We start from the raw sequence: 20,298 nt of genomic DNA, 5'->3' as shown, positions 1-20,298 counted from the left end.
CGGGGCGTGCGAGGAGAGCCGCCGGGAGGCTCGTGCGAGGAGCCCGGCGGGAGAGGAATCGGGGCATCCCGGTCAGCCTGCCATGTCGCGGCGGGCCGCGGTGTCCTCCGTTTCGGTGAGGAGCCCGAGCACCGCCCGGGCCACCGTGCGGGGCACCTCCATCTGGGCCACATGCCCCACCCCGTCGAGCATCAGCAGCCGGCTGTCCGGGATCACCCGGGCGGCCTGTGGCGCAACCCGCACGTCGACCAGCCGGTCGTGGGAGCCGCCGATCACCAGCGTCGGCGCGGGCACCGCCGCGGCCATCCGCCACAGCGACTCCGACCCCCGCAGGTACGAACGCAGGAAGCTGGACACCAGCCCTCGGAAGGTGCGCACGTACGCGGCGGCGTGGTGCTCGACGTGGTGGCGCGCCCGGATCTCCTCCAGCGCCTCCCGCCGACGCTGCTCGCTGATCCGGGTCAGGTCGGCCACGGAGGACTCCATCATCTGCTGCTCCATCGCCTCGGGGGCCACCCGGGCCAACTGCCAGCCGACGAGGCGTTCCCCCCGGGGGACGGCCAGCACCGGCAGCATCCGGCCCTGCAACGACCGACGGAAGTCGAGGAAGGGCAACGCCGGGGAGACCAGCGTCAGGGTGCGCACCAGATCGGGGCGCAGCGCCGCGACCCGCACCGAGATCGCCCCGCCCAGCGAGTTGCCGAGCAGATGCACCGGCCCTCGGTCGGCGTGCTCGATCAGGCGGACCAACCGGTCGGCGAAGGCGGGGATCGTGTACTGACGCCCCGGCTCGCTGCGCCCGAACCCGGGCAGGTCGATCGCCTGGCCGTCGAGGCGGTCGGCGAGGAGCCCGGCCAGGTCGGTCCAGTTCTGCGACGAACCGCCGAGGCCGTGCACGTAGAGCGCCGGCTCCGCGCCGGGGGCGGTGGGCGGGGTGTCCCGGACGTAGGTGACCGAGCCGTCGAGGCGCACCTCCCGGCCGGGCCACGGCGGCGGGGCCTCATGCCCGGGTAGGAGGTGGTCCGGCCCGAGGGCGGCGCGTTTCATGGCTCAATTCTGCCCGGCCCGGCACCCGACGGCAGCGGACCGGTCCGGGGTGTGCGCCGCACCCCAACCTTCGTCCCGCCACAGCCGTTGTCCCGCTACAGCCTTCGTCCCGCCGCAGCCGTTGTCCCGCCGCAGTCTTCGTCCCGCCGCAGCCGTTGTCCCGCCGCAGCCTCCTGCCGGCCGGCAGCCGGGTGACCGGTCAGGCCAGCAGCGCCTCGAGCCGCCGGTTGACCGCCGCCAGGGTCGCCCGGACCACGGCCTGCCGTGGATCGCCGGCGACCAGCGCCGACCCGGCGAGTTGCTCGACCCAGCCGTCGCAGACCAGCAGCACCACGACCGTGGCCACCTCGCAGTTGCCGAACGGCACCACCGCCGCGTGCTCGACGAAGCACCGCCCCTGGTCGGCGTCCTGCTCCCCGCCGCGCAGCAACTTGTCGACCGCCGCCGCGGCGGCGACCGCGCAGAGCCGCAGCACATAGCCGTCCACGGCGGGCCCGGTGGCGTGCCCCGCCGCGCTCTCCGTACCGGCGAAGAGCCGGACCTCGACGGTGGCGTCGAGGCCGAACGTGCTGACCTGGACGTGGTCGATCACCACCCGGGGACCCGGCACGCCGCCGGTGTCCAGCGGTCGCGACGGCGCGGTCTCCGTCGTGGTCATCTGACCGCCCGAGTACGAGGCGCCGAGCGTCGCCGGGCTGCCGGTCGCGGCACCGGCCGTCGCCACCTGGCCCGGCTCCTCCACGACGGCCCGGCCACGATGCCCGGTCGGCTGGCGGCGGCGGCGCGGCGGTTCACCCGCCGGCTCGGGTCGACGGTCGACCCGGTACGGCGGGGCCTCGGCCGGCGCACGGCCCTCGGGCACTCGCGACCCGACGCCCCGGGCCTCGGGGACCCGGGCGTCGGGCAGCGGGTCCGCCGAGCGGCGCCGCACCGGCGGGGGCGGCGGGGTGTTGGGGATCCCCGGGACGTTCTGCGGCGCTGCGGCCAGCCCCATCCGCTCCTGGAGGAGGCGGGCGACGTGTCTGCTCACCTCGGCCGGGTCAGCGCCGTCGGCGAGGTCGAGGCGGAGGCTGTGCGCCCCGGCCGGGGTATGGCGCAGCGCAGCGTCCCGCACCCCGGCGACCCCCCGGACGGCGTCGAGGATCGCGTTGACGTCAAACCCCTCGGGCCGTTCCTGCGGCGGCGCGGGCTCGTCGTCCCTGCGCAGATGGGTGGCGATGCGGGCGAGTTCCGGGGTTTCGGCAGGTGGCTCCACGGCTGGCGGCTCCGGCACGACGGGCACGTCCGGTTCGGCGGGGACGCGCTGCGGCAACACCGCCGAGGTGCGGTCCGACTGCCGGTCCTCGTCGACCGGGGTGGCCGGGGATCCCGGGTCGGGTGCGGATCGGCGGGCCGCGTACGGGGGTGCGCTCGTCGGGACGGGCGCGGCTGGGGTCCGGATGAGCCGTCCGATCCCGCTCGTGGCGGGCACGGCGGCGGGTCCGGCGCTGGTGGGGGCCGGCGGTTGGCCGGGGGCCTCGGCGGGCAGGGTGTCATCGGGGACAGGACGTAGCCGGAACGGCCGGGCCGCGCGCAACTCGGCGGATTCGACGGCCGCGGCGTCGTGCCCGGGCGCGGACGGCCCGGGTGGGGCTGGTGGGGCGGAGGCGGGACGCCCACCGGCCCAGGCGGGACGCTCGACCTGGTCAGGTGCCGGCCGGACGGCCGGCTCGTACCCGGGACCAGGCTCGGGCCGGGGGAACTCGTACGGCGGGCCGGCCTCGGGGCGCGGCGGCTCGTAGGGCCGGGCGGGTTCGGCCCGGACCGGCTCGTACGGCCGGGCCGGCTCGGCCGTGTAGGGGCGGCCCGGCTCGGCCACGTACGGGCGATCCGGCTCCGCAGCATGGGGGCGGCCCGGCTCGGCCGCGTATGGGCGGCTTGGCTCCGCAGCGTGGGGGCGGCCCGGCTCGGCGGCGTATGGGCGGCCCGGCTCCGCAACATAAGGGCGACCCACCTCGGGCTGGTGGCCGTGGCTCTGGTCCGGGGCCCAGTCGACGGCCCGGTCCTCGCGGGACCGGCGACCGGCCGGTTCGCTCTCCTCCTCGCGGGACCGGCGGGCGGCCGGGTCCTCGTCCCCACGGGACCGACGACCGGCGGCATCCTCCTCTCCACGGGCACGGCGGGCGGCCGGGTCCTCCTCCTCGCGGGACCGATGGCCGGGGCCACCGCCCTGTTCGCGGGACCACGGCGGCGCCCAGCTGCCGCCCCAGCTCGGCCGGTTCCAGTCGGGGCCGGCCCAACCCGGCTCGGGGGTCGCCGCGCGCTCGCCGGCTCGCTCCCACGCGGCTCGGCGGTCGTCGACACCCGGGCGGTCGCCCAGGGCCGGGCGGTCATCGACACCCGGGCGGTCGCCCAAGGCCGGGCGGTCATCGACACCCGGGCGGTTGACGGCGGCCGGCACGTAGCCGGCACGGTCGACGGAGGGCGACAGGGCAGCGTGGCCAGCGGCGGGCGGGCCGCCCCCGCCGGGCGGATCGGCGACCTGCGCCGGCCCCTGCTCGGCCGCCGGACGACCGCCCTGTGCCGCCCCGGACAGGCGGATCGCCCGGTCGGCACCGGACGGGTCTGCCTGCGGGTGGCCGCGCGGGTCGACATCGGGCGGGAAGCGGTCGGCCCAGTCGGACGGACGGTCGGCCCAGTCGGACGGCGCACCGGCGGACGCGCTCGGCTCGGGGACAGAGTGGTCGGGGACGGAACGGTCGGGGACGGAGTGGTCGGGGACGGAACGGTCGGGGACGGGGGCGTGCAGCCCGGATGGCACCTCGAAGCCGGAGGCGGCCGTGCCGGGCGGCGGCACCTGCACGGCGGGCGGTGCGGACGACGGGGCGCTCACGTCCGACCAGCGGCCGGTAGGGGCCGCCGGAGCGTCCTCGGAGGCGTGCCGGGATGCGGCGTCCGCCTCACCCCCGTGCTGCGGGCCGGCCAACCGTTCCAGCGCCGGGGCGGGACGCTGCGCGGGGACGGCCAGCCGGTCGCCGCCGCTCCGGCCGGGCTCCCCGCCCAGCGGCGGCGCGCTGACCGGCGCCTGGCGGCCAACCGGCGACTCCTCCCCAGCGTGGGTCGCCCCGTTGACGTGCGAATGGCCGTTGACCCGGGCCTGCGGCGCCGGCTCGGGGGGCAGGCCGGGCAGCGGTGCCGGAAGGTCGCCGTAACGCGGTGACGAGGCGCCCCAGCCGGAGACGGGCTCGGACCGGCGCCAGGGGCTCGGCGACTCCTCGCCGCCGGTGGACCAGCCGGTCACCGGGGGCGCCCATCCGCTGGAGGAACGGGCCAGGTCATCCTGCTGACCCGTCCCGTCGCCGTGCTCTCCCGGGGTGGCGGCACCGGGTTGCCCTGTTTCAGTCACCGCGCGCTCCTTGGTCGCCCCTGCTGAGGCTACCGTGTGGTGACAGTGGCGATAAGTTACAGCGGCGGGCCAATTCCGCGAGGGGTTCACAAACCCCGACCGGTTCGGGCGATAAGTGCCGGCTCGTACGAACAGTTTCGGAGGTTCCCATGACGGCTGTGGGGAACGGTGCCCAGACCGCCGGCCGGCCCACGCGCCTGCCTCGCTCGGCGCGGCGCAAGCAGCTGCTCGCGGCGGCGCAGGAGGTGTTCGTCGCGCAGGGCTACCACGCCGCCGCGATGGACGACATCGCCGAGCGGGCGGGGGTTTCGAAGCCGGTGCTCTACCAGCACTTCCCAGGCAAGATGGAGCTCTACCTGGCGCTGCTGGACACGCACTGCGACGCGATCTTGGCCAAGGTGCACGACGCCATGCGCGGCACCAACGACAACAAGGAGCGGGTCAGCGCGTCGGTGCGCGCCTACTTCGACTTCATCGACCACGAGAGCGAGGCGTTCCGTCTGGTCTTCGAGTCCGACCTGCGCAACGACCCGGCCGTGCGGCAACGGGTGGAACGGGTGGAGCAGGGCTGCATCGCGGCGATAACCGACACGATCATCTCCGACACCGGGGTCAGTCGGGCGCACGCCAAACTGCTCGCCTCGGGGCTGGTCGGCGCGGCGGAGACGGCGGCGCAGTTCTGGCTCGCCGATGGTCGGCAGGTGCCCAAGGCGGAGGCCGAGGCGCTCGTGGCCGCGCTGTCCTGGCGGGGCATCGCCAGCTTCCCACTGCAGGGTGAGTCAGCCTGAACATCCGGCCGCGAGATCGGATAGCCTTCCCACGGCGGCTTTTTCGCCCCAGTTGAGGAGGCACCGTGGAGGTCAAGATCGGCGTGCAGTACGCGCCGCGCGAGCTGGTTCTGGAGAGCGCGCAGTCGCCGGCCGAGATCGAGCAGATCGTGACCGACGCCATGGCCAAGAGCGAGGGCACGCTCTCCCTGACCGACGAGAAGGGCCGGCGGGTCATCGTGCCGATCGGCAAGGTGGCCTACGTCGAGATCGCCGAGGCGTCACCGCGGTCGGTCGGCTTCACCGTCCGCTGATCCGTCCGGCGTCCGTGGCGGGGTGCGGCACGCGTGCACCGTCCGCCACGGACGCCGTCGTACGGTCCGCCACGGACGCCGTCGTACGGTCCGCTGGTGGCAGTGCCCCTGCCTCTCCTCGCGCGACCAGCGCGGTGAGCGCGCCCCGGTCCGCCGCGGCGACACCGCCCGACCGGGGAGAGCCGCGACCCCGCCCGACCGGGGAGAGCCCGCGATCCCCTGGGGGAGTCGTCGCTGACCGCGTCGCCCGTCGTCGCTGACCGCGTCGCCCGCGTACGCCTTCTTGGTCACCGCCTCCAGCCAGCCCTTCGGCTCGGTACCGCCCCTTCCGGGGCTGCGGGGGTGCCCGAAATCGCCCCGGGTGACCGGGCGCGCGGAAGACAATCTGTGTCCCAGGTCACACTTGGCACCCCCGAATGCCGGGCCACACCCCTGAACAGGGACGACGCAGCGGCGGCTCAGGTAGTATTGAGCAGTTGCCGAGGGCGCCGATCTGACCGAGGTTCGGTCTGACCCGTAGTACTGCCCACGGCGCGCGTGCGGCCCGGTCCGGCTCGGCGATTTTCCGCCCCCGACCGTGTGGCCCGCGCAACTACCGACCGCGCCCTGAGGACATGAGGGGCGCACCACGAGAGGGCACCCCCAAATCCATATGAGCGAGCAGATTCTCGATCTCACAGGCGGCCACGAGCTGGCCCCGACCGCCCCGGTCCGCCCGGAGGCCCCCACGTTCGCCGAGCTCGGCGCCCGGCCGGAGACCGTCGAGGCGCTGGCCGCAGCCGGCATCGTCCGCGCCTTCGCCATCCAGGAGTACGCGATCCCGATCGCGTTGCGCGGCATCGACATGATCGGCCAGGCGCCGACGGGCACCGGCAAGACCCTCGGCTTCGGCGTGCCGCTGCTGGAGCGGGTCTTCGCCCCCGCCGAGGGTAGCGACGGCGTGCCGCAGGCGCTGGTCGTCGTCCCCACCCGCGAGCTGGGCATCCAGGTCGCCAAGGACCTCGCCGCCGCCGGCCGGACCCGGGGCGTCCGGGTGCTGCCGATCTACGGCGGGGTGGCGTACGAGCCGCAGATCGACGCCCTGCGCAAGGGCGTGGAGATCCTGGTCGGCACCCCCGGCCGCCTGATGGACCTGCAGAAGCAGAAGCACCTGCGGCTCGACCGGGTGCGTGCGCTGGTCCTCGACGAGGCCGACCGCATGCTCGACCTGGGTTTCCTCGACGACGTCGAGAAGATCCTCGCGATGCTGCCGGAGGACCGGCAGACGATGCTCTTCTCGGCCACCATGCCGGACCCGATCGTCACCCTGTCCCGGCGGTTCCTGCGCCGCCCGATGACGATCCACGCCGGGCACACCGCCGAGACCGGCCCGTCGCCGCAGACCGAGCAGCTGGTCTACCGCACCCACTCGATGAACAAGCTCGAGATCGTGGCTCGGATCCTCCAGGCGGAGGGGCGCGGTCTCACCATGATCTTCACCCGGACCAAGCGGGCCGCCGACCGGGTCGCCGAGGACCTCGACTTCCGCGGCTTCGCCGTGGCCGCCGTACACGGTGACCTGGGCCAGGGAGCCCGGGAGCGGGCGCTGCGCGCGTTCCGGGCCGGCAAGATCGACATCCTGGTCGCGACCGACGTGGCCGCCCGAGGGCTGGACGTCAGCGGCGTCACCCACGTCATCAACTACGACTGCCCCGAAGACCAGGACACCTACACCCACCGGATCGGTCGTACCGGACGGGCCGGCGCCACCGGCGTCGCGGTGACCTTCGTCGACTGGGACGACATGCCCCGCTGGCGGATCATCGACAAGACGCTCGGGCTGGACATGCCGGAGCCGCCGGAGACGTACCACACCTCGGCGCACCTCTACACCGACCTGGACATCTCCCCCGACATCACCGGCACGCTGCCGACGGCGGAGCGGACCCGGGCCGGGCTGTCGGCCGAGGTCGAGGAGGACCTCGGCGGCCGGCCCCGGCGCGGTGAGAGCGCCGGTGGCGGCCGTGGCTCCCGACGGGGCGAGGGCCGCGGGCGCGACGAGGCACGCGGGCGTGACGAGGGTCGCGGGCGTGGCGAGCGCCGCCAGGGCCGCTCCGGTCCGGCCACCGAGCCGGATGCCGCCGAGGCCCCGGTCGACCAGGCCGCCGAGGAGAGCACCCGGACGGCCCGCCGTCGGCGTCGCCGCCGGGCCGGCGAGGTGGTGGCCGGTGAGGTGGTGGCCGGCGAGCCGACCGCGGTGATCTTCGTCGAGCCGGCCGGCACCGAGCTGGCCACGGCCGCCGCCGACGGGGAGCCGGGCAAGCCGCGCCGCCGCCGGCGCCGTCGGGGTGGCTCCGGCACGGGTACGCCTGCCGAGGCGACCGCCGACTGACCCACGTTCCAGACGTCGACATCCCCCGCACCGGCCCGCCCGGAGCGGGGGATGTCCCGTTCCGGCCGGCCCACCCTTCGACGGGGCCGGCCGCTCGACGGGGCAGGTAGTGCGACGAGGAAGATGGAGAGATGCCCCAACCGCTGGACGCAGCCCTGACCGAGGTCCGGGCGCTGCTGCTCGACCCCTCGCTGACCCGGGCGGTCGCCGCCGGCCGCCGTCGCGGGCTCCGCCCCTCGATGGTCCGCGCCGAACTGCGCCCGGTCGCCCTCAAGGCCGGCCCCCGGTTGCAGATCGCCACCTCCGACGGGGCCCGCCCCTACACCCGCAACGTCGCGCCCGGGACGGAGGCCGGCGCGGCGGTGGACGCCCTGCTGGCCGAGCCGTTCGGCAACTGGCACGTGGAGACCGCCGACGTGACGCTCCAACTCCGGGTGACCAAGTCCGGTGAGGCGCAGGTGCACCGGGTCGCCGCCACACGTCCCGCACCGGAGCCGGGCGGCCATGACCGGGCCAAGGAGTGGCTGCTCGACCCGGGCGACGAGATCTTCGCCGAGATCGGCGGCTCGGCGGCGAAGCGCCGACAGGTGGACGCGTTCCTGCGGGCGCTGGCCGCCACCCTGCCGGACGACCTCACCGGCCCGCTGCGGGTGGTCGACCTGGGGTGCGGCAACGCGTACCTGACCTTCGCCGCGTACCGCTACCTCTCCCAGCGGGGGCTGGACGTGCGGCTGGTCGGCGTCGACGTGCGGGAGGACCAGCGGCGGCGCAACACCGAGCTGGCCGAGCGGCTGGGCTGGGCCGACCGGGTGAGCTTCGTGGCCGGCACGATCGCCGACGCGGTCGTCGAGCCCGCGCCCGACCTGGTGCTGGCGCTGCACGCCTGCGACACCGCCACCGACGAGGCGCTGGCCCGCGCCGTGCGGTGGGACGCCCGGTGGGTGCTCGCCGCGCCGTGCTGCCACCACGACCTCGCCGCCCAGCTGCGCGCCCGGCCGGCCCCGCCCCCGTACGAGCTGCTGACCCGGCAGGCAATCCTGCGCGAGCGCTTCGCGGACGTGCTGACCGACTCGCTGCGGGCCGCGCTGTTGCGGCTGCACGGGTACCGGACCGAGGTGGTGGAGTTCGTCGACTCCCGGCACACCCCCCGGAACCTGCTGATCCGGGCCCGCCGGGTCGGTGCCGCGGCCGACCCCGGACAGCGGGCGGAGTACCGCGCCCTGCTCGACCAGTGGCAGGTCACCCCGCGCCTGGAGACGCTGCTCGCCGCCCGGGAGGGTTGACCCGGCACCGAGGGCACCGACGGCCCGTCAGCGGCGACGTTCGCCGTTGTTGTCCCGGTCCGGCGTTCGTTCGTTGGTGGAGCTGCGGTCGAACATCGACACCCGGTGCCCGGTTCCCCGGCCGAGGCGCTCGCCGTCGGACGACACCGTCGGGAAGGGCACCACCTTGCCCGGGGTCTCGGCGTTACCGGCGGCGGCGAACGCGTTCCAGGAGATGTCGACCAGCAGCCGTTTGAGCTCGGCGTGCCGCACGGCCGCGTTGCGTTGCAGCGCCATCCGGGCACCGAGCACCACACCGACGAGCGTCGTGGTGACCGCGCCGGCGGCGGCCAGGACGTGGGCTCCGTCGGCCTGGTCGCCGCCGAGCACGAGGACCAGGAGCCAGACCCAGAAGCCCGCGGCGAAAACGCCTGCCTTGGCCACGAAGAAGAGGCTGACCGCACCCGGACGGTAGGGCGGGGGACGGCTCGGATCGGCCATGCTGCTCCTCATCGACGCGGCCGGTGGGGGACGGGCGACCGCGGACGGTAGGTGGACGAGCATCGAGCTTAGTTGACGTTCGACAAGCACCGACAGTCGCGATCCCGACCGCCGGAAACCGGCCCCGGCACGTCCACCAAGAGAACATGAGCGATCTTCGCAGGTCATCCGGGGGCGGCGGCGCGGACGACGATCAAGGGGCGGGCGGCGGCTTGCTTCCCCCTTCGGGGGTACTACGCTCGAAAGGGCACCGTCCGGTGCTCCAGCCGGGAAGGAAGACCCCGCAGGGATGGCCGCGTCAGAGGTTTCGCCGCAGATGGCCTTCGCACGATTCGTGCGGCGGGCCATCGACGACGCTCGGGAAGAGCGCGGCTGGACCGTCAGCGATCTCGCGGGGCACACCGGGGTCGGCCGTTCCACCGTCTTCCGCTGGCTGGCCGGCGACTGGCACGATTATCCCGAGCTGGCGAAGGTACGCGGCTTCTGCGGAGCCCTCGACCTGCCCGTGGCGGCGGCCTTCCGGGCCCTCGGCCTGCCCGACGCGGGCCCCGCCCCGCGCCGGCGCGGGGACGAGGGGCCGGTCGAGGCCGACGTGCGGGTCATCCTCCAGCGGCTGGCCGACCCGGCGGTGCCGGCCGAGGAGAAGCACCACATCCGTGACCTGCTGCGTTACCTGGCCCGCCGCCCCGTCCGCCGCGCCGGTTGATCGGCACCGCCAAGGCGGTCATCGGTCGAGCGGCGTCCCTGTGGGCGGTCATCGGTCGCGCCGGTCGAGCGGCGTCCCTGTGGGCGGTCATCGGTCGCGCCGGTCGAGCGGTACGCGAAGGCGGTTCGTCGGTCGCGCCGGCTGCCCGGGGTGACGCCGACGGTCAGGGCGCCGTGAGGGTGAACTCGGCGGTCCGCACCTCGCCGGCCACCTGGAAGTCGAAGTACAGGCGGTAACGCCCCGGCCCCGGCACGGCCAGCTGGAAGGTGACCCCGTCCGCGGCCGGCCCCGACTCCGGGTGCACGTGCAGGTAGCCCAGGTCCCCCTCGCGCAGGGCCACCAGATGCCCGTACGCGCCCAGGTAGCGCTCCAGCGTCGGGGTGGCGTCACCGGCACGGACCACGAACCGGAGCGGCCGGGTCGCGCCGATCCGGGGCTCACCGGACCAGCTCACCGTGAACTCGTCCACGGTGGCGGTGCGGGTCGGCTCGGGCAACGGCCGGGGCGTGTGGTCGCCGGGGACGGCGAGGTCGACGCCGAGAACGCGGGCGCTCTGCCCGCCGTCGTCGGTGACGAGGGTGAAGTCCGCGTACACCCGCCACGCCCCGGCCTGCGGCAGGGTCAGCGGGACCGACCAGGTGCCGTCCGCACCCATCGTCGGGTGCAGGTGCTGGTAGCCGCTGAGGTCCCGGCGTACCACGATCAGGTGCATCGGCTTGTCGTGCACGACCGCGAAACGGGTCACCGGCCGGCCCTGGACGTCCCGGACCTGGAACCGGAACTCGCCCGGCCGCCCGGCGGCGAGGCCGGCGGACAGCGGGGTCAGGGTCCAGCCACCCGAGCCGACCGCGAGGCCGCCGACCTCGGTCGCTGCGCCGGTGTCGGTGTCGGTGCCGTGTTCGTGGGCCCCGGTGCCGGCCGAGTGGGGGTGATCCGTGGCGGCCGTCGAGGTCCGCCCGGTCGCGTCGGCGGGCGCCGGATTGAGCCGCCCGAGTCCGAAGCCGAGCAGCACCGCGAGGATCAGCCCGCCCACCACCAGCGCGAGCCGCAGCGTGCCCCGGTCCACCAGCGCCCCGGCCGCCTCCGGCACGCCGCCCCCGGGCGCCTCCGGCACGCCGCCCTCGGCCGCTGAGACCGGCGACGCGGGCACCTCGGCCGGGCCTGGTCGCTGATCGGTCATGGCCCCACGGTACCGCCGGGTCCCCCACCGGCCGGCCAACGACCGCGCGGCGTGGCACCGGTCGCAATCCGCCCCGCCAGGGAACTTTCCGTCCCGATCGCATCCGGGTCGCCGCCCTGGCTGCCTCCCGACGCGGGAACCCCACCGCCTCCGCCCGAGGGCCGCCGGCCGGGACCCGAGCAGCGCCGGCCGGCGACGGCCAGGGACCAGGGACCGAGCGCGTCCGCCGGCCCGGCCAGGAACCGAGCAGCGCCGCCCAGCGGCAGCCAAAGGTCACGCTTCCGTCAGCCGGCGACGGCCAGGGCGAGGGGCAGCACGTCGGGCGCGCCGGCCCGGCGCAGCAGCCGGGTCACCATGGTCAGGGTCCAGCCCGTGTCCACCAGGTCGTCGACGAGCAGCACCGGGCCGTCCAGCCCGGCGAGTACGCCGGCCAGTTCGTCCGGCACCGCGAAAGCGTCGTGCAGGACGCGTACCCGCTGGGCGCTGTTGCCGCGCGGCCCGTCCGGGCCGGCGGACCCGGCGGGGACCACCTGGCCGAGCAGCGGCAGCCGGCCCACCGCGGCGATCCGCTCGGCGAGCGAGCCGACCAGCGCGGGCCGCCGCCGGGAGCCGACCGCGACCACGCCGACCGGGCGGCGCGGCCAAGGGGCGTCGCCGTGCGCCCACGCCTTCAACACCTCGACCACTGCGCCGGCCACGTCGTCGGGGACCGGCCCGTCCGCCGCGTCGGGCCCGACCAGCTCGCGCAGCCGACCGCCCCAGCCCAGGTCGGACAGCCGCCCCACGGCCCGCCCCGGCAGCGCCTGCTCCGCCGGGGGAATCCGGCCCTTCAGCGGTACGCCCACCGCGTCCAGCCCGGTCGGCCACAGCTTCTTCGGCGCGATCTCCACCCCGGGCCGCCCGAGGTACGCCTGCGCGGCGCCCTGCGCCGGCCCGGACACCTCGGGCGTGAACAGCGGCCCCGCGCACCGGTCGCACCGGCCGCAGTCGCCCGCCCCGACGTCGTCCAGGCACTCGCGCAGGTACCGCATCCGGCAGCCGGGTGTGGTCGCGTACTCGCGCATGGCCTGCTGCTCGGCAGTGCGGGCCTGGGCGACGCGGCGCAACCGGGCCTCGTCGTAGGCCCAGGGCTCCCCGGTGGCGAGCCAGCCGCCGCGCACCCGGCGCACCGCGCCGTCCACGTCGAGCACCTTGAGCATCAGCTCCAGCCGGGCCCGGCGCAGGTCGACGACCGGCTCCAGGGCCTGCGTGGACAACGGACGATCGGTGTGCAGGGCGGCCAGCACGGCCCGGACCTGCTCCTCCGGCGGGAACGCGAGCGAGGCGAAGTACCGCCAGATGGCGGCGTCCTCGGCGCCGGGCAGCAGCAGCACCTCGGCGTGCTCGACGGCGCGGCCGGCGCGGCCGACCTGCTGGTAGTAGGCGATCGGCGACGGCGGGGCGCCGAGGTGCACCACGAAGCCGAGGTCGGGCTTGTCGAAGCCCATGCCCAGCGCGCTCGTGGCGACGAGCGCTTTGATCTTGTTGTCGAGCAGGTCCTGCTCGGCGGCCCGCCGGTCGGCGTCCTCGGTCTGCCCCGTGTACGAGGCCACCGGGTATCCCCGCGAGCGGAGGAACTCCGCCGTCTCGCCGGCCGCCGCCACGGTCAGCGTGTAGATGATCCCCGACCCGGGGAGCCGGTCCAGGTGGTCGGCGAGCCAGCCGATCCGGTGTGCCGGGCTGGGCAGGTCCAGCACGCCCAGCCGCAGCGACTCCCGGTCCAGGGTGCCGCGCAGCACCAGCACGTCGGGGCGCTCGGCGGCCTGCTCCCCGCCGGCCAGCTCGGTGCCGAGCTGCTCGGCGACGTCGGCGGTGACCCGGGCGTTGGCGGTGGCCGTGGTGGCGAGCACCGGCGTGCGCTCGGGCAGGTTGCTGAGGAACGTGCGCAGCCGCCGGTAGTCGGGACGGAAGTCGTGCCCCCAGTCGGAGACGCAGTGCGCCTCGTCGACCACCAGCAGGCCGGTCGTCGCGGCCAGCTTCGGCAGCACGGTGTCCCGGAAGTCCGGGTTGTTGAGCCGCTCGGGGCTGATCAGCAGGACGTCGACCGTGCCGTCGTGGATCTCGGCGGTGATCTGGTCCCACTCTTCCAGGTTCGCCGAGTTGATGGTGCGGGCCCGGATGCCGGCCCGGGCCGCCGCCTCGACCTGGTTACGCATGAGCGCCAGCAGCGGGGACACGATCACCGTCGGCCCGTGCTCACCGCGCTCCCGTAGCAGCGCGGTCGCCACGAAGTAGACCGCCGACTTGCCCCACCCGGTGCGCTGCACGCAGAGCACCCGGCGGCGGTCGACGACCAGCGCCTCGATGGCCCGCCACTGGTCCTCCCGCAGCCGGGCGTGCTCCCCGGCCAGCCGGCGCAGCACCGCCTCGGCCCGTTCCCGTACCCCCGCCCGATCCTGACTCATCCGACATGTCTACCAGCGCCACCCAGCCACCCCCGCATTGCCCGCCACCGCTTACCCACCGCCCACGCCGCCCACCGGCCGCGTTGCCCGCCGCCGCGCCGCCCGCCGCCGCGTTGATCAAGAGGTTTCGGCCATGAGCCGGGCTGGACCTGACGCAAGGTTCTTGATCACCGGCGCGGGCACCGCCCGGCAGTTCCGGGATGTGTCACCGCCCGGCGCCGCCAGGCAGGCGGCACTCGCCCTCGTGGTGGCCCGCAGGGGGCAGCGCCGGCGGCCGTCGAGCAGCCGGTCGCAGAAGACCCGGTGGCGTACGTGCTGGGCGTCCTCCTCGGAGACCGTCGTCTCCGTCCCGTCCACGTCGGCCAGGAAGGCGAGCGCCCGGGTGATCACGCGGGCGAACCCGCGGGCGGCATCGAGGTCGGCGGCGAGCACCGGCAGGTGCACCACAAAGCGTTCCCGGCTCACCACCGGCCACCGTCCCGCCGTGGGCCGGACCCGGCCGGCGGCGCGAAGCGCGAGTGCCAACTGCGCAGCGCCCGCTTGATCCGGGCGTTCTCCTCAGTCGTATGAGCCAACTCGCGGCGGGTGGCGGCCAACTCGCCGGCCACCAGGTCGAGGAACGCGTGTACTTCCGCCGGGTCCAGGCCGCGCCGTACCGTGGCGAACCGCCGGTCCCGGACCTGCCCGGCGGTCAACGGTCGGATCGACTCCGGCCGGTACCACCCGGCGTTCAGCGACCGGGTCGGCCGGCCCCGCCGGTTCACGTCTCTTCTCCTGGTTGCGGACCGGACCAGATTCAGCAGATTGCGCACGGTCACTCCTCTCGTCGAGCCGCACGGTGGAAGGCGGCCCGGTCCGCAGACAGGGGATGCGGACCGGACCGCCGGCCCCGCGACCGCAGCCCTCCTCGGCGGTACGACCCCGGAGCCAACCTGGGCGTCCGCCCCCGAGGTTTGCCGAACCAACCGGAGCCGAACAGCCAGAAACCTACTACAGCAGCTACAGCAAGTCGACTCCGAAGAGTCGCGTCGCCAGCACTTATTGCAGTTGCTAGTGCAGGTCGGGCATGATCGGACTGCCGAATCGACCGGAGTCCTCACCATGCCCACAGCACAGCCGTCATTCCGCCGCATCGTCGACGAGATCGCCGACAAGATCCGAACCGGTGAACTCAAGCCGGGCGACAAGCTGCCCTCGACCAGCGAGCTGGCAAAGATCCACGACGTCAGCACCGGCACGGTCTACCGTGCGCTCTCATTGCTGCACGACCGCAACCTGATCATTGGGCAGTCCGGGCGCGGGACCTACGTCGCCGACCGCCCCGGCCAGTCCGCCTCGTAGCCCGCCCACCCGCTTCAGGCTGACGTCCCGAACCGACTCGGAACCGGAGACGCCTGAAAGACACTGCTTCGACTTCCGCAGCGGAGGAAGGGCCGCCTGCGCACGGCTCCCCCGTCGCGAGCGAGCGAGGTGCCGGCCTCTCACCCCAGGTGCGGCCGTCGAGGAGTGGCCCGCCGGTTCCGCCGTCGCCGGCCCCGGCCGGGCCGCTCGATCCGGTCGCGCCCCGCTACGGCGGCAGTCTGGCTGTCCGTTCCGCCCCGCGCCTCGCGAGCCCCGGCCCGCCGCCTGCCCGCCCCCGGCCCGCCGACCCCCCGTCGTCGGATCGTCCATTTTCGGGAATTCCGTTCCATTATTCAGGATCCCTGGAGATCTTGGCACGAAATGGCCCCTCCAGGGGCCGTTTCTTTCCAAGATCTCCAGGGGAGCGGTGGGCGCGGTGGGGTGCGGTCAGTCGCGGCTTGGCATGTCGTCGAAATTGCGCTCGTGGTCGTGGCGAGCGGTATGCGGGCCCGGGGCCCATTTGCGGGGTCTAGCCAGCGCGCCGTCCAAGGGGGTATCGGTAAGTCGCCCTCGATATTGACGACTAGCCCAGGATCAGCTTCTCGTCGCCGAAGTCGGCGACGATCTGGAGTTGCCCACCGATGGCAGCAATGTACTTGGCGATCGTGCCGATCTCGGTTGCCGGCAACTCGCCCTTCTCGATGGCGGAGACTCGGGCCTGGGATACACCCATGCGCTCGGCGACCTGGGTCTGGCTCATCTCGTGGCGCTGCCGCACCTCAGCCAGGCGGGCGGCCCGGATCTCACTGATCATGCGGTCGCGGTGCTCGGCGACCTTGACTTCGTCGAGGTTGGCGCGGGTACGTACGTCCTGCCGGTTGCTCACCATCACCGCTGTCCCTTCAGCTCCCGTAGGTGGGTGTCGTACAAGGTCGTCAGCGAGGGGGATGTTGGTCTCGTACCAGTCCTTCCATCGCCCGTTCCTGTCGCCGGCCATGAGGAGAATCGCCGACCGCTTCGGATCAAAGCAGAACAGGATTCGCACTTCGCTGTCGCCGCTGCCGCCAGGGCGGAGTTCTTTCATGTTCTTGTGGCGGGATGTCTTGATGTGGTCAACCAGTGGGCGCCCGAGGGCGGGACCTTCCTGAGTGACCATGTCGATGGCGGCACCGACCAGGTTGGCGGCTGGCAGTTGGCCCGATTCGGCACCGACGACCGGCCGTAACAGGAGGATTGGCTGGTGCGCCGGTTCCTCCGTCACCCCGTCCGGCTGGTGCCGTTCGGGTTCCTGGCGGTGATCCTGCTCGGCACCGGGTTGCTGATGCTGCCGGCCGCGACCAGCGAAGCCCGCTACACCCCGTTCACCACGGCGCTCTTCACCTCCGCCTCGGCGGTCTCCGTCACCGGCCTGACCGTGGTCGACACCCCGGACTACTGGAACGGGTTCGGGTTGGTGATGATCACCGTGCTGACCCAGGTCGGCGGGCTCGGCATCCTGACCGGCGCGACCCTGGTGATCCTGGTGGTCGCCCGGCAGCTCGGGCTGCGCAACCGGCTGCTGGTGCAGGCCGAGACCGCGGAGTTCGGCGTCGGCGACGTACGCCGGCTGCTGCTGCGCATCGCCGCCACCGTCGGCGCCTGCGAGGCGGTGATGACCGCCGTCCTCGCCGGCCGGTTCTGGCTCGGCTACGACTACCCGCCCGGCCGGGCGCTCTGGTACGGCCTCTTCCACGCCGTGCAGGGGTTCAACAACGGCGGATTCGCGCTCTTCTCCGACAGCCTGATCGGTTTCGCCCGGGACCCATGGATCTGCCTGCCGATCGCGCTCGGCACGATCGTCGGCGGGCTGGGCTTCCCCGCGCTGTTCGAGGCGACCCGGGAGTGGCGTCGCCCGGGCCGCTGGGCGATCGCCACCAAGCTCACCGTCTGGGGCAGCGCGGTGCTGCTGGCGGTCGGCTTCGTCGGCCTGCTGGCGGCCGAGTGGTCCGACCCGCGCACCATCGGCACGTACGACGTCCCCGGCAAGGTGCTGGCCGTCTTCACCCAGGACGCGATGCTCCGTACCGGCGGGTTCGCCACCCTCGACACCGCGGGGCTGGACGAGGAGAGCGTTCCGCTGCTGATCGCTCTGATGTTCATCGGCGGCGGCAGCGCCAGCACCGCCGGCGGGATCAAGGTCTCCACGTTCTTCCTGCTCGGCTTCGCCATCTGGGCCGAGCTGCGCGGTGAGCCGGACGTCACGGTGGGGCACCGCCGGGTGTCCACCGCGAGCCTGCGGCAGGCGCTGACCGTGGCGCTGCTCAGCGTCGCGCTCGTGGTCGGCGGCACGGTCGTCCTGCTGCTGTTGACCGAGGGACTGCCCTACCACCGGGCGCTGCTGGAGGTGACGTCGGCGTTCAGCACCACCGGCCTGTCCACGGGCGTCGCATCGACCGTCGCCGACCCGGGGCAGCTCGTCCTGACCCTGCTGATGTACGTCGGTCGGGTCGGCCCGCTCACCCTCGGGTCCGCGATCGCGTTGAACACCCGACGGCGCCTGTACCGCTACCCGGAGGAGCAACCCATTGTCGGTTAGGAACACGGACGACAGAGGTATCGCGGTGATCGGGCTCGGGCGGTTCGGCTGCCACCTGGCCACGTCGCTGACCCAGCTCGACCACGACGTGCTCGCCATCGACCGCGGCGCCGGCCAGGTGCAGAGGTGGTCCCAGTACCTGGACCGGGTGGTGCAGGCGGACGCCACCGAGGAGGGGGCGCTGCGCCAGCTCGGGGTGACCGGCTTCCGGCGGGTGGTGGTGGCGATCGGCGCCTCGGTGGAGGCCAGCGTGCTGACCGTCCTCGCGCTGACCGAGCTGGGCGTGCCGCAGATCTGGGCCCGGGCGACCTCGGACAAGCACGCCAAGATCCTCGCCTCGGTCGGCGCCCATCACGTGATCTTCCCGGAGGCGGAGACCGGTGAGCGGGTGGCGCACCTCATCGTCAGCAAGATGCTGGACTTCATCGAGTTCGGCGACGACTTCGCCATCGCCAAGGTCCGGGTGCCGGACACCCTGGTCGGGCGGCCACTGCGCGAGCTGGCCCCGGCGGACCGCTACGGGGTGATGGTGGTCGGCGCGAAGCTGCCCGGTGAGCGGTTCCGGTACGCGGACCCGGCCACCGTGCTCACCGCAGGCAGCGTGCTGGTCGTGGAGGGGAGCATCGCCCAGGTGCAGCGCTTCGCCTCGCTGACCTGACGATCACTTGCCCTTGCCCTTGCCCTTACCGGCCCCCTTCCCCGTGGTCACTGCCCTTTTCCCTTGTCAGCCCCCTTGGCCTTGCCGGGTTTGGCGGGCTTCTCGGCCTTCGCGGGCTTCTCGGCCTTGGCCTTGGACCCGCCACCGGAGCCACCCCCGGCCGAGGACCCGGAACCGGCCTTCGCGACCGTCGCCTTCTGCTTGGTGAGCTTCGCCGGGGCCTTGGTGGTCGACACGGTGGTCGGCAGCGACCCGGCCACCCCGGAGACCTGCACCCGGCAGGCGGTGTCGCCGAGGCGGAACTCCACCGGCAGGGGGTTCGCGCCGGTGTACCGGCCGGTGAGGGCGACCTTGCGGGCCGCGCCGGGGGCCAGCGCGGCCTGCGTCGCGGCGGGCCGGACCTCGACGGTGCGGCCCTGCTGCCGGACGGCCGGGTCGGCCTTCGTCACCGTCTGCTGGCCGGGGAAGGTGAAGCTCATCGTCCAGTCGCGCAGCTCGCGGTCGCCGCTGTTGGTCAGGGTCAACTCGGCCGAGAAGTCCTTGCCGGAGTCCTTGCGCAGCGCGTAGTCGACGGCGCAGGGGGGCGCCCCCGTCAGCCCCATCCGGGCCTCGGTGGGCTGGTCCACGCCGCCGCTGGCCGGGCTGCGGGAGGTCACCCCCCACATCGTCGCGGTCACCGCGACCAGGCCCGCCGCCGCCACCCCCGCCTCGACCCTGCGCCGCCGGGTGGCGGCCCGGCGGCTACGGGTACGCCCGGAGAACGGCAGCGCGTCGGTGTCGGTCGACCAGGGCAGGATCGTGGTGCCGGCGTTGGCCAGCACGGCCGGGTCGAGCTGCGTCCCGTCGGCCGACCCGGGGGCCGGCGACACGGGCACCGCGGCCAGCATCCCGGCGGCCTCGGCGAGCGTGCGGGCCACCTCGGCGGTGGCCGGGCGGTCCGCGGGGCTCTTGGCCAGGCAGCGGCGCACCAGCTCGGCCACCTCGTCGGGCAGGCCGGGCACCTCGGGCATCGGCTCCGGTTCGGCGTACAGGTGCGCGCGGAGCATCTGGGTGGTGGTGCTCGCCTGCCAGGGCAGCCGGCCGGTGAGCATCCGGTACAGCAGCAGGCCGACGGCGTACACGTCGGTGGCCGGGGAGACCTGGCCGTTGTCCAGCCGCTCCGGCGCCAGGTACGCGGGGGTGCCGAGCAGGGTGCCGTCCGGCCCCTTCTCGCTCTCCCCGGCCAGCGCCGAGATGCCGAAGTCGACCACCTTCACCCCGGTCGGGGTGAGCATGACGTTGCCCGGGGTCACGTCCCGGTGCACCACGCCCCGGGCGTGCGCGGCGGCCAGCGCCGAGGAGACCTCCGCGCCGATCGTCACCGCCTCCCGCCAGGGCAGCGTCCCGCCCCGGCCGAGCCGGGCGCTCAGCGGGCCGCCGTCGATCAGCTCCATGACGACGTACGGCACGGTCAGCCCGACCTGCTCGGACTCGCCGTAGTCGTAGACTCCCGTGATGTTGGGGTGGCAGAGCCGCGCGGCGGCCTGCGCCTCGATCCGGATCCGGTGCCGGAACGCCCGGTCGCTGGCCAGCCGGGAGGCGAGCACCTTCACCGCCACCTGCCGGCCCAGCACCTCGTCGTACCCCCGCCACACGACGGACATGCCGCCCGCGCCGAGCTGCTCGATCAGCCGGTATCGCTCACCGAGCAGCTGTGCGCCGTTACGGACCGCTCCACCCATGGTCGGAGTTTTTGCCCGCCCTGGGC

Annotated in this window: 17 protein-coding genes; 8 read left to right on the top strand and 9 right to left on the bottom strand. The window is 74.3% G+C overall.

Annotation, left to right across the window (positions count from 1 at the left end; translation table 11 throughout):
• Window positions 1–72 precede the first annotated feature (72 nt).
• Both ACH4T9_RS07150 and ACH4T9_RS07145 read right to left on the bottom strand, forming a co-directional pair.
• Window positions 73–1,047, bottom strand: coding sequence for an alpha/beta fold hydrolase (locus tag ACH4T9_RS07150; protein ID WP_396670380.1), 975 nt, complete (start codon window positions 1,045–1,047; stop codon window positions 73–75).
• 199 nt (window positions 1,048–1,246) lie between these two features.
• The gene (locus ACH4T9_RS07145; protein WP_396670381.1) at window positions 1,247–4,432 is read right to left on the bottom strand and encodes a hypothetical protein; all 3,186 of its coding nucleotides are present in this window, start codon (window positions 4,430–4,432) and stop codon (window positions 1,247–1,249) included.
• Between the two features lie 149 nt (window positions 4,433–4,581).
• Between ACH4T9_RS07145 and ACH4T9_RS07140 the strand changes: the two genes are divergently transcribed.
• From ACH4T9_RS07140 to ACH4T9_RS07125, 4 genes are all read left to right on the top strand, one after another.
• Complete coding sequence (locus ACH4T9_RS07140) at window positions 4,582–5,220, top strand: TetR/AcrR family transcriptional regulator (protein WP_396670382.1); 639 nt, start codon at window positions 4,582–4,584, stop codon at window positions 5,218–5,220.
• A 65-nt stretch (window positions 5,221–5,285) separates the two neighbouring features.
• Window positions 5,286–5,513 carry a DUF3107 domain-containing protein gene (locus tag ACH4T9_RS07135; RefSeq protein ID WP_387014848.1) on the top strand — a complete coding sequence of 76 codons (228 nt, stop codon included), beginning with the start codon at window positions 5,286–5,288 and terminating at the stop codon, window positions 5,511–5,513.
• Window positions 5,514–6,165: 652 nt separating this feature from the next.
• Window positions 6,166–7,884, top strand: a complete 1,719-nt coding sequence (locus ACH4T9_RS07130; protein WP_396670383.1) for a DEAD/DEAH box helicase — start codon at window positions 6,166–6,168, stop codon at window positions 7,882–7,884.
• A gap of 131 nt (window positions 7,885–8,015) precedes the next feature.
• A complete protein-coding gene (locus tag ACH4T9_RS07125) occupies window positions 8,016–9,167 on the top strand; it encodes a class I SAM-dependent methyltransferase (RefSeq protein WP_396670384.1) in 1,152 nt (383 codons plus the stop codon).
• A 27-nt stretch (window positions 9,168–9,194) separates the two neighbouring features.
• Here the strand turns inward: ACH4T9_RS07125 and ACH4T9_RS07120 are convergent, their stop codons facing one another.
• Complete coding sequence (locus tag ACH4T9_RS07120; protein WP_396670385.1) at window positions 9,195–9,647, bottom strand: hypothetical protein; 453 nt, start codon at window positions 9,645–9,647, stop codon at window positions 9,195–9,197.
• Window positions 9,648–9,936: 289 nt separating this feature from the next.
• Here ACH4T9_RS07120 and ACH4T9_RS07115 point away from each other — a divergent pair, with 289 nt between their 5' ends.
• Window positions 9,937–10,353 carry a helix-turn-helix domain-containing protein gene (locus ACH4T9_RS07115; protein ID WP_350887816.1) on the top strand — a complete coding sequence of 139 codons (417 nt, stop codon included), beginning with the start codon at window positions 9,937–9,939 and terminating at the stop codon, window positions 10,351–10,353.
• Between the two features lie 163 nt (window positions 10,354–10,516).
• Here the strand turns inward: ACH4T9_RS07115 and ACH4T9_RS07110 are convergent, their stop codons facing one another.
• The 4 genes from ACH4T9_RS07110 to ACH4T9_RS07095 all read right to left on the bottom strand — a co-directional run bounded on the left by ACH4T9_RS07110 (window position 10,517) and on the right by ACH4T9_RS07095 (window position 14,789).
• Window positions 10,517–11,533, bottom strand: coding sequence for a hypothetical protein (locus tag ACH4T9_RS07110; protein ID WP_396670386.1), 1,017 nt, complete (start codon window positions 11,531–11,533; stop codon window positions 10,517–10,519).
• A gap of 284 nt (window positions 11,534–11,817) precedes the next feature.
• Window positions 11,818–13,977: a DEAD/DEAH box helicase gene (locus ACH4T9_RS07105; RefSeq protein ID WP_396670387.1), complete on the bottom strand. Its 2,160-nt coding sequence runs from the start codon at window positions 13,975–13,977 to the stop codon at window positions 11,818–11,820.
• Between the two features lie 117 nt (window positions 13,978–14,094).
• The gene (locus ACH4T9_RS07100) at window positions 14,095–14,442 is read right to left on the bottom strand and encodes a hypothetical protein (RefSeq protein WP_396670388.1); all 348 of its coding nucleotides are present in this window, start codon (window positions 14,440–14,442) and stop codon (window positions 14,095–14,097) included.
• Complete coding sequence (locus ACH4T9_RS07095; protein ID WP_396670389.1) at window positions 14,439–14,789, bottom strand: DivIVA domain-containing protein; 351 nt, start codon at window positions 14,787–14,789, stop codon at window positions 14,439–14,441. Before ACH4T9_RS07095 ends, ACH4T9_RS07100 begins: the two co-directional genes overlap by 4 nt.
• Before the next feature lie 289 nt (window positions 14,790–15,078).
• On the opposite strand from ACH4T9_RS07095, the gene ACH4T9_RS07090 reads away from it, so the two are divergent.
• On the top strand, window positions 15,079–15,318 hold the full coding sequence (locus ACH4T9_RS07090; protein WP_396670390.1) for a GntR family transcriptional regulator: 240 nt from the start codon (window positions 15,079–15,081) through the stop codon (window positions 15,316–15,318).
• Window positions 15,319–15,901: 583 nt separating this feature from the next.
• Here the strand turns inward: ACH4T9_RS07090 and ACH4T9_RS07085 are convergent.
• Complete coding sequence (locus ACH4T9_RS07085; protein WP_396670391.1) at window positions 15,902–16,579, bottom strand: type II toxin-antitoxin system RelE/ParE family toxin; 678 nt, start codon at window positions 16,577–16,579, stop codon at window positions 15,902–15,904.
• Here ACH4T9_RS07085 and ACH4T9_RS07080 point away from each other — a divergent pair.
• On the top strand, window positions 16,559–17,893 hold the full coding sequence (locus ACH4T9_RS07080) for a TrkH family potassium uptake protein (RefSeq protein ID WP_396670392.1): 1,335 nt from the start codon (window positions 16,559–16,561) through the stop codon (window positions 17,891–17,893). The genes ACH4T9_RS07085 and ACH4T9_RS07080 overlap by 21 nt on opposite strands.
• 28 nt (window positions 17,894–17,921) lie before the next feature.
• On the top strand, window positions 17,922–18,551 hold the full coding sequence (locus tag ACH4T9_RS07075) for a potassium channel family protein (protein WP_396670752.1): 630 nt from the start codon (window positions 17,922–17,924) through the stop codon (window positions 18,549–18,551).
• 47 nt (window positions 18,552–18,598) lie between these two features.
• Here the strand turns inward: ACH4T9_RS07075 and ACH4T9_RS07070 are convergent, their stop codons facing one another.
• Complete coding sequence (locus tag ACH4T9_RS07070) at window positions 18,599–20,272, bottom strand: protein kinase (protein WP_396670393.1); 1,674 nt, start codon at window positions 20,270–20,272, stop codon at window positions 18,599–18,601.
• Window positions 20,273–20,298: the final 26 nt, after the last annotated feature.

It is taken from the genome of Micromonospora sp. NPDC020750 (assembly GCF_044334565.1).
Lineage (GTDB): Bacteria > Actinomycetota > Actinomycetes > Mycobacteriales > Micromonosporaceae > Micromonospora.
This window is presented reverse-complemented; position numbering and strand designations above follow the sequence as displayed.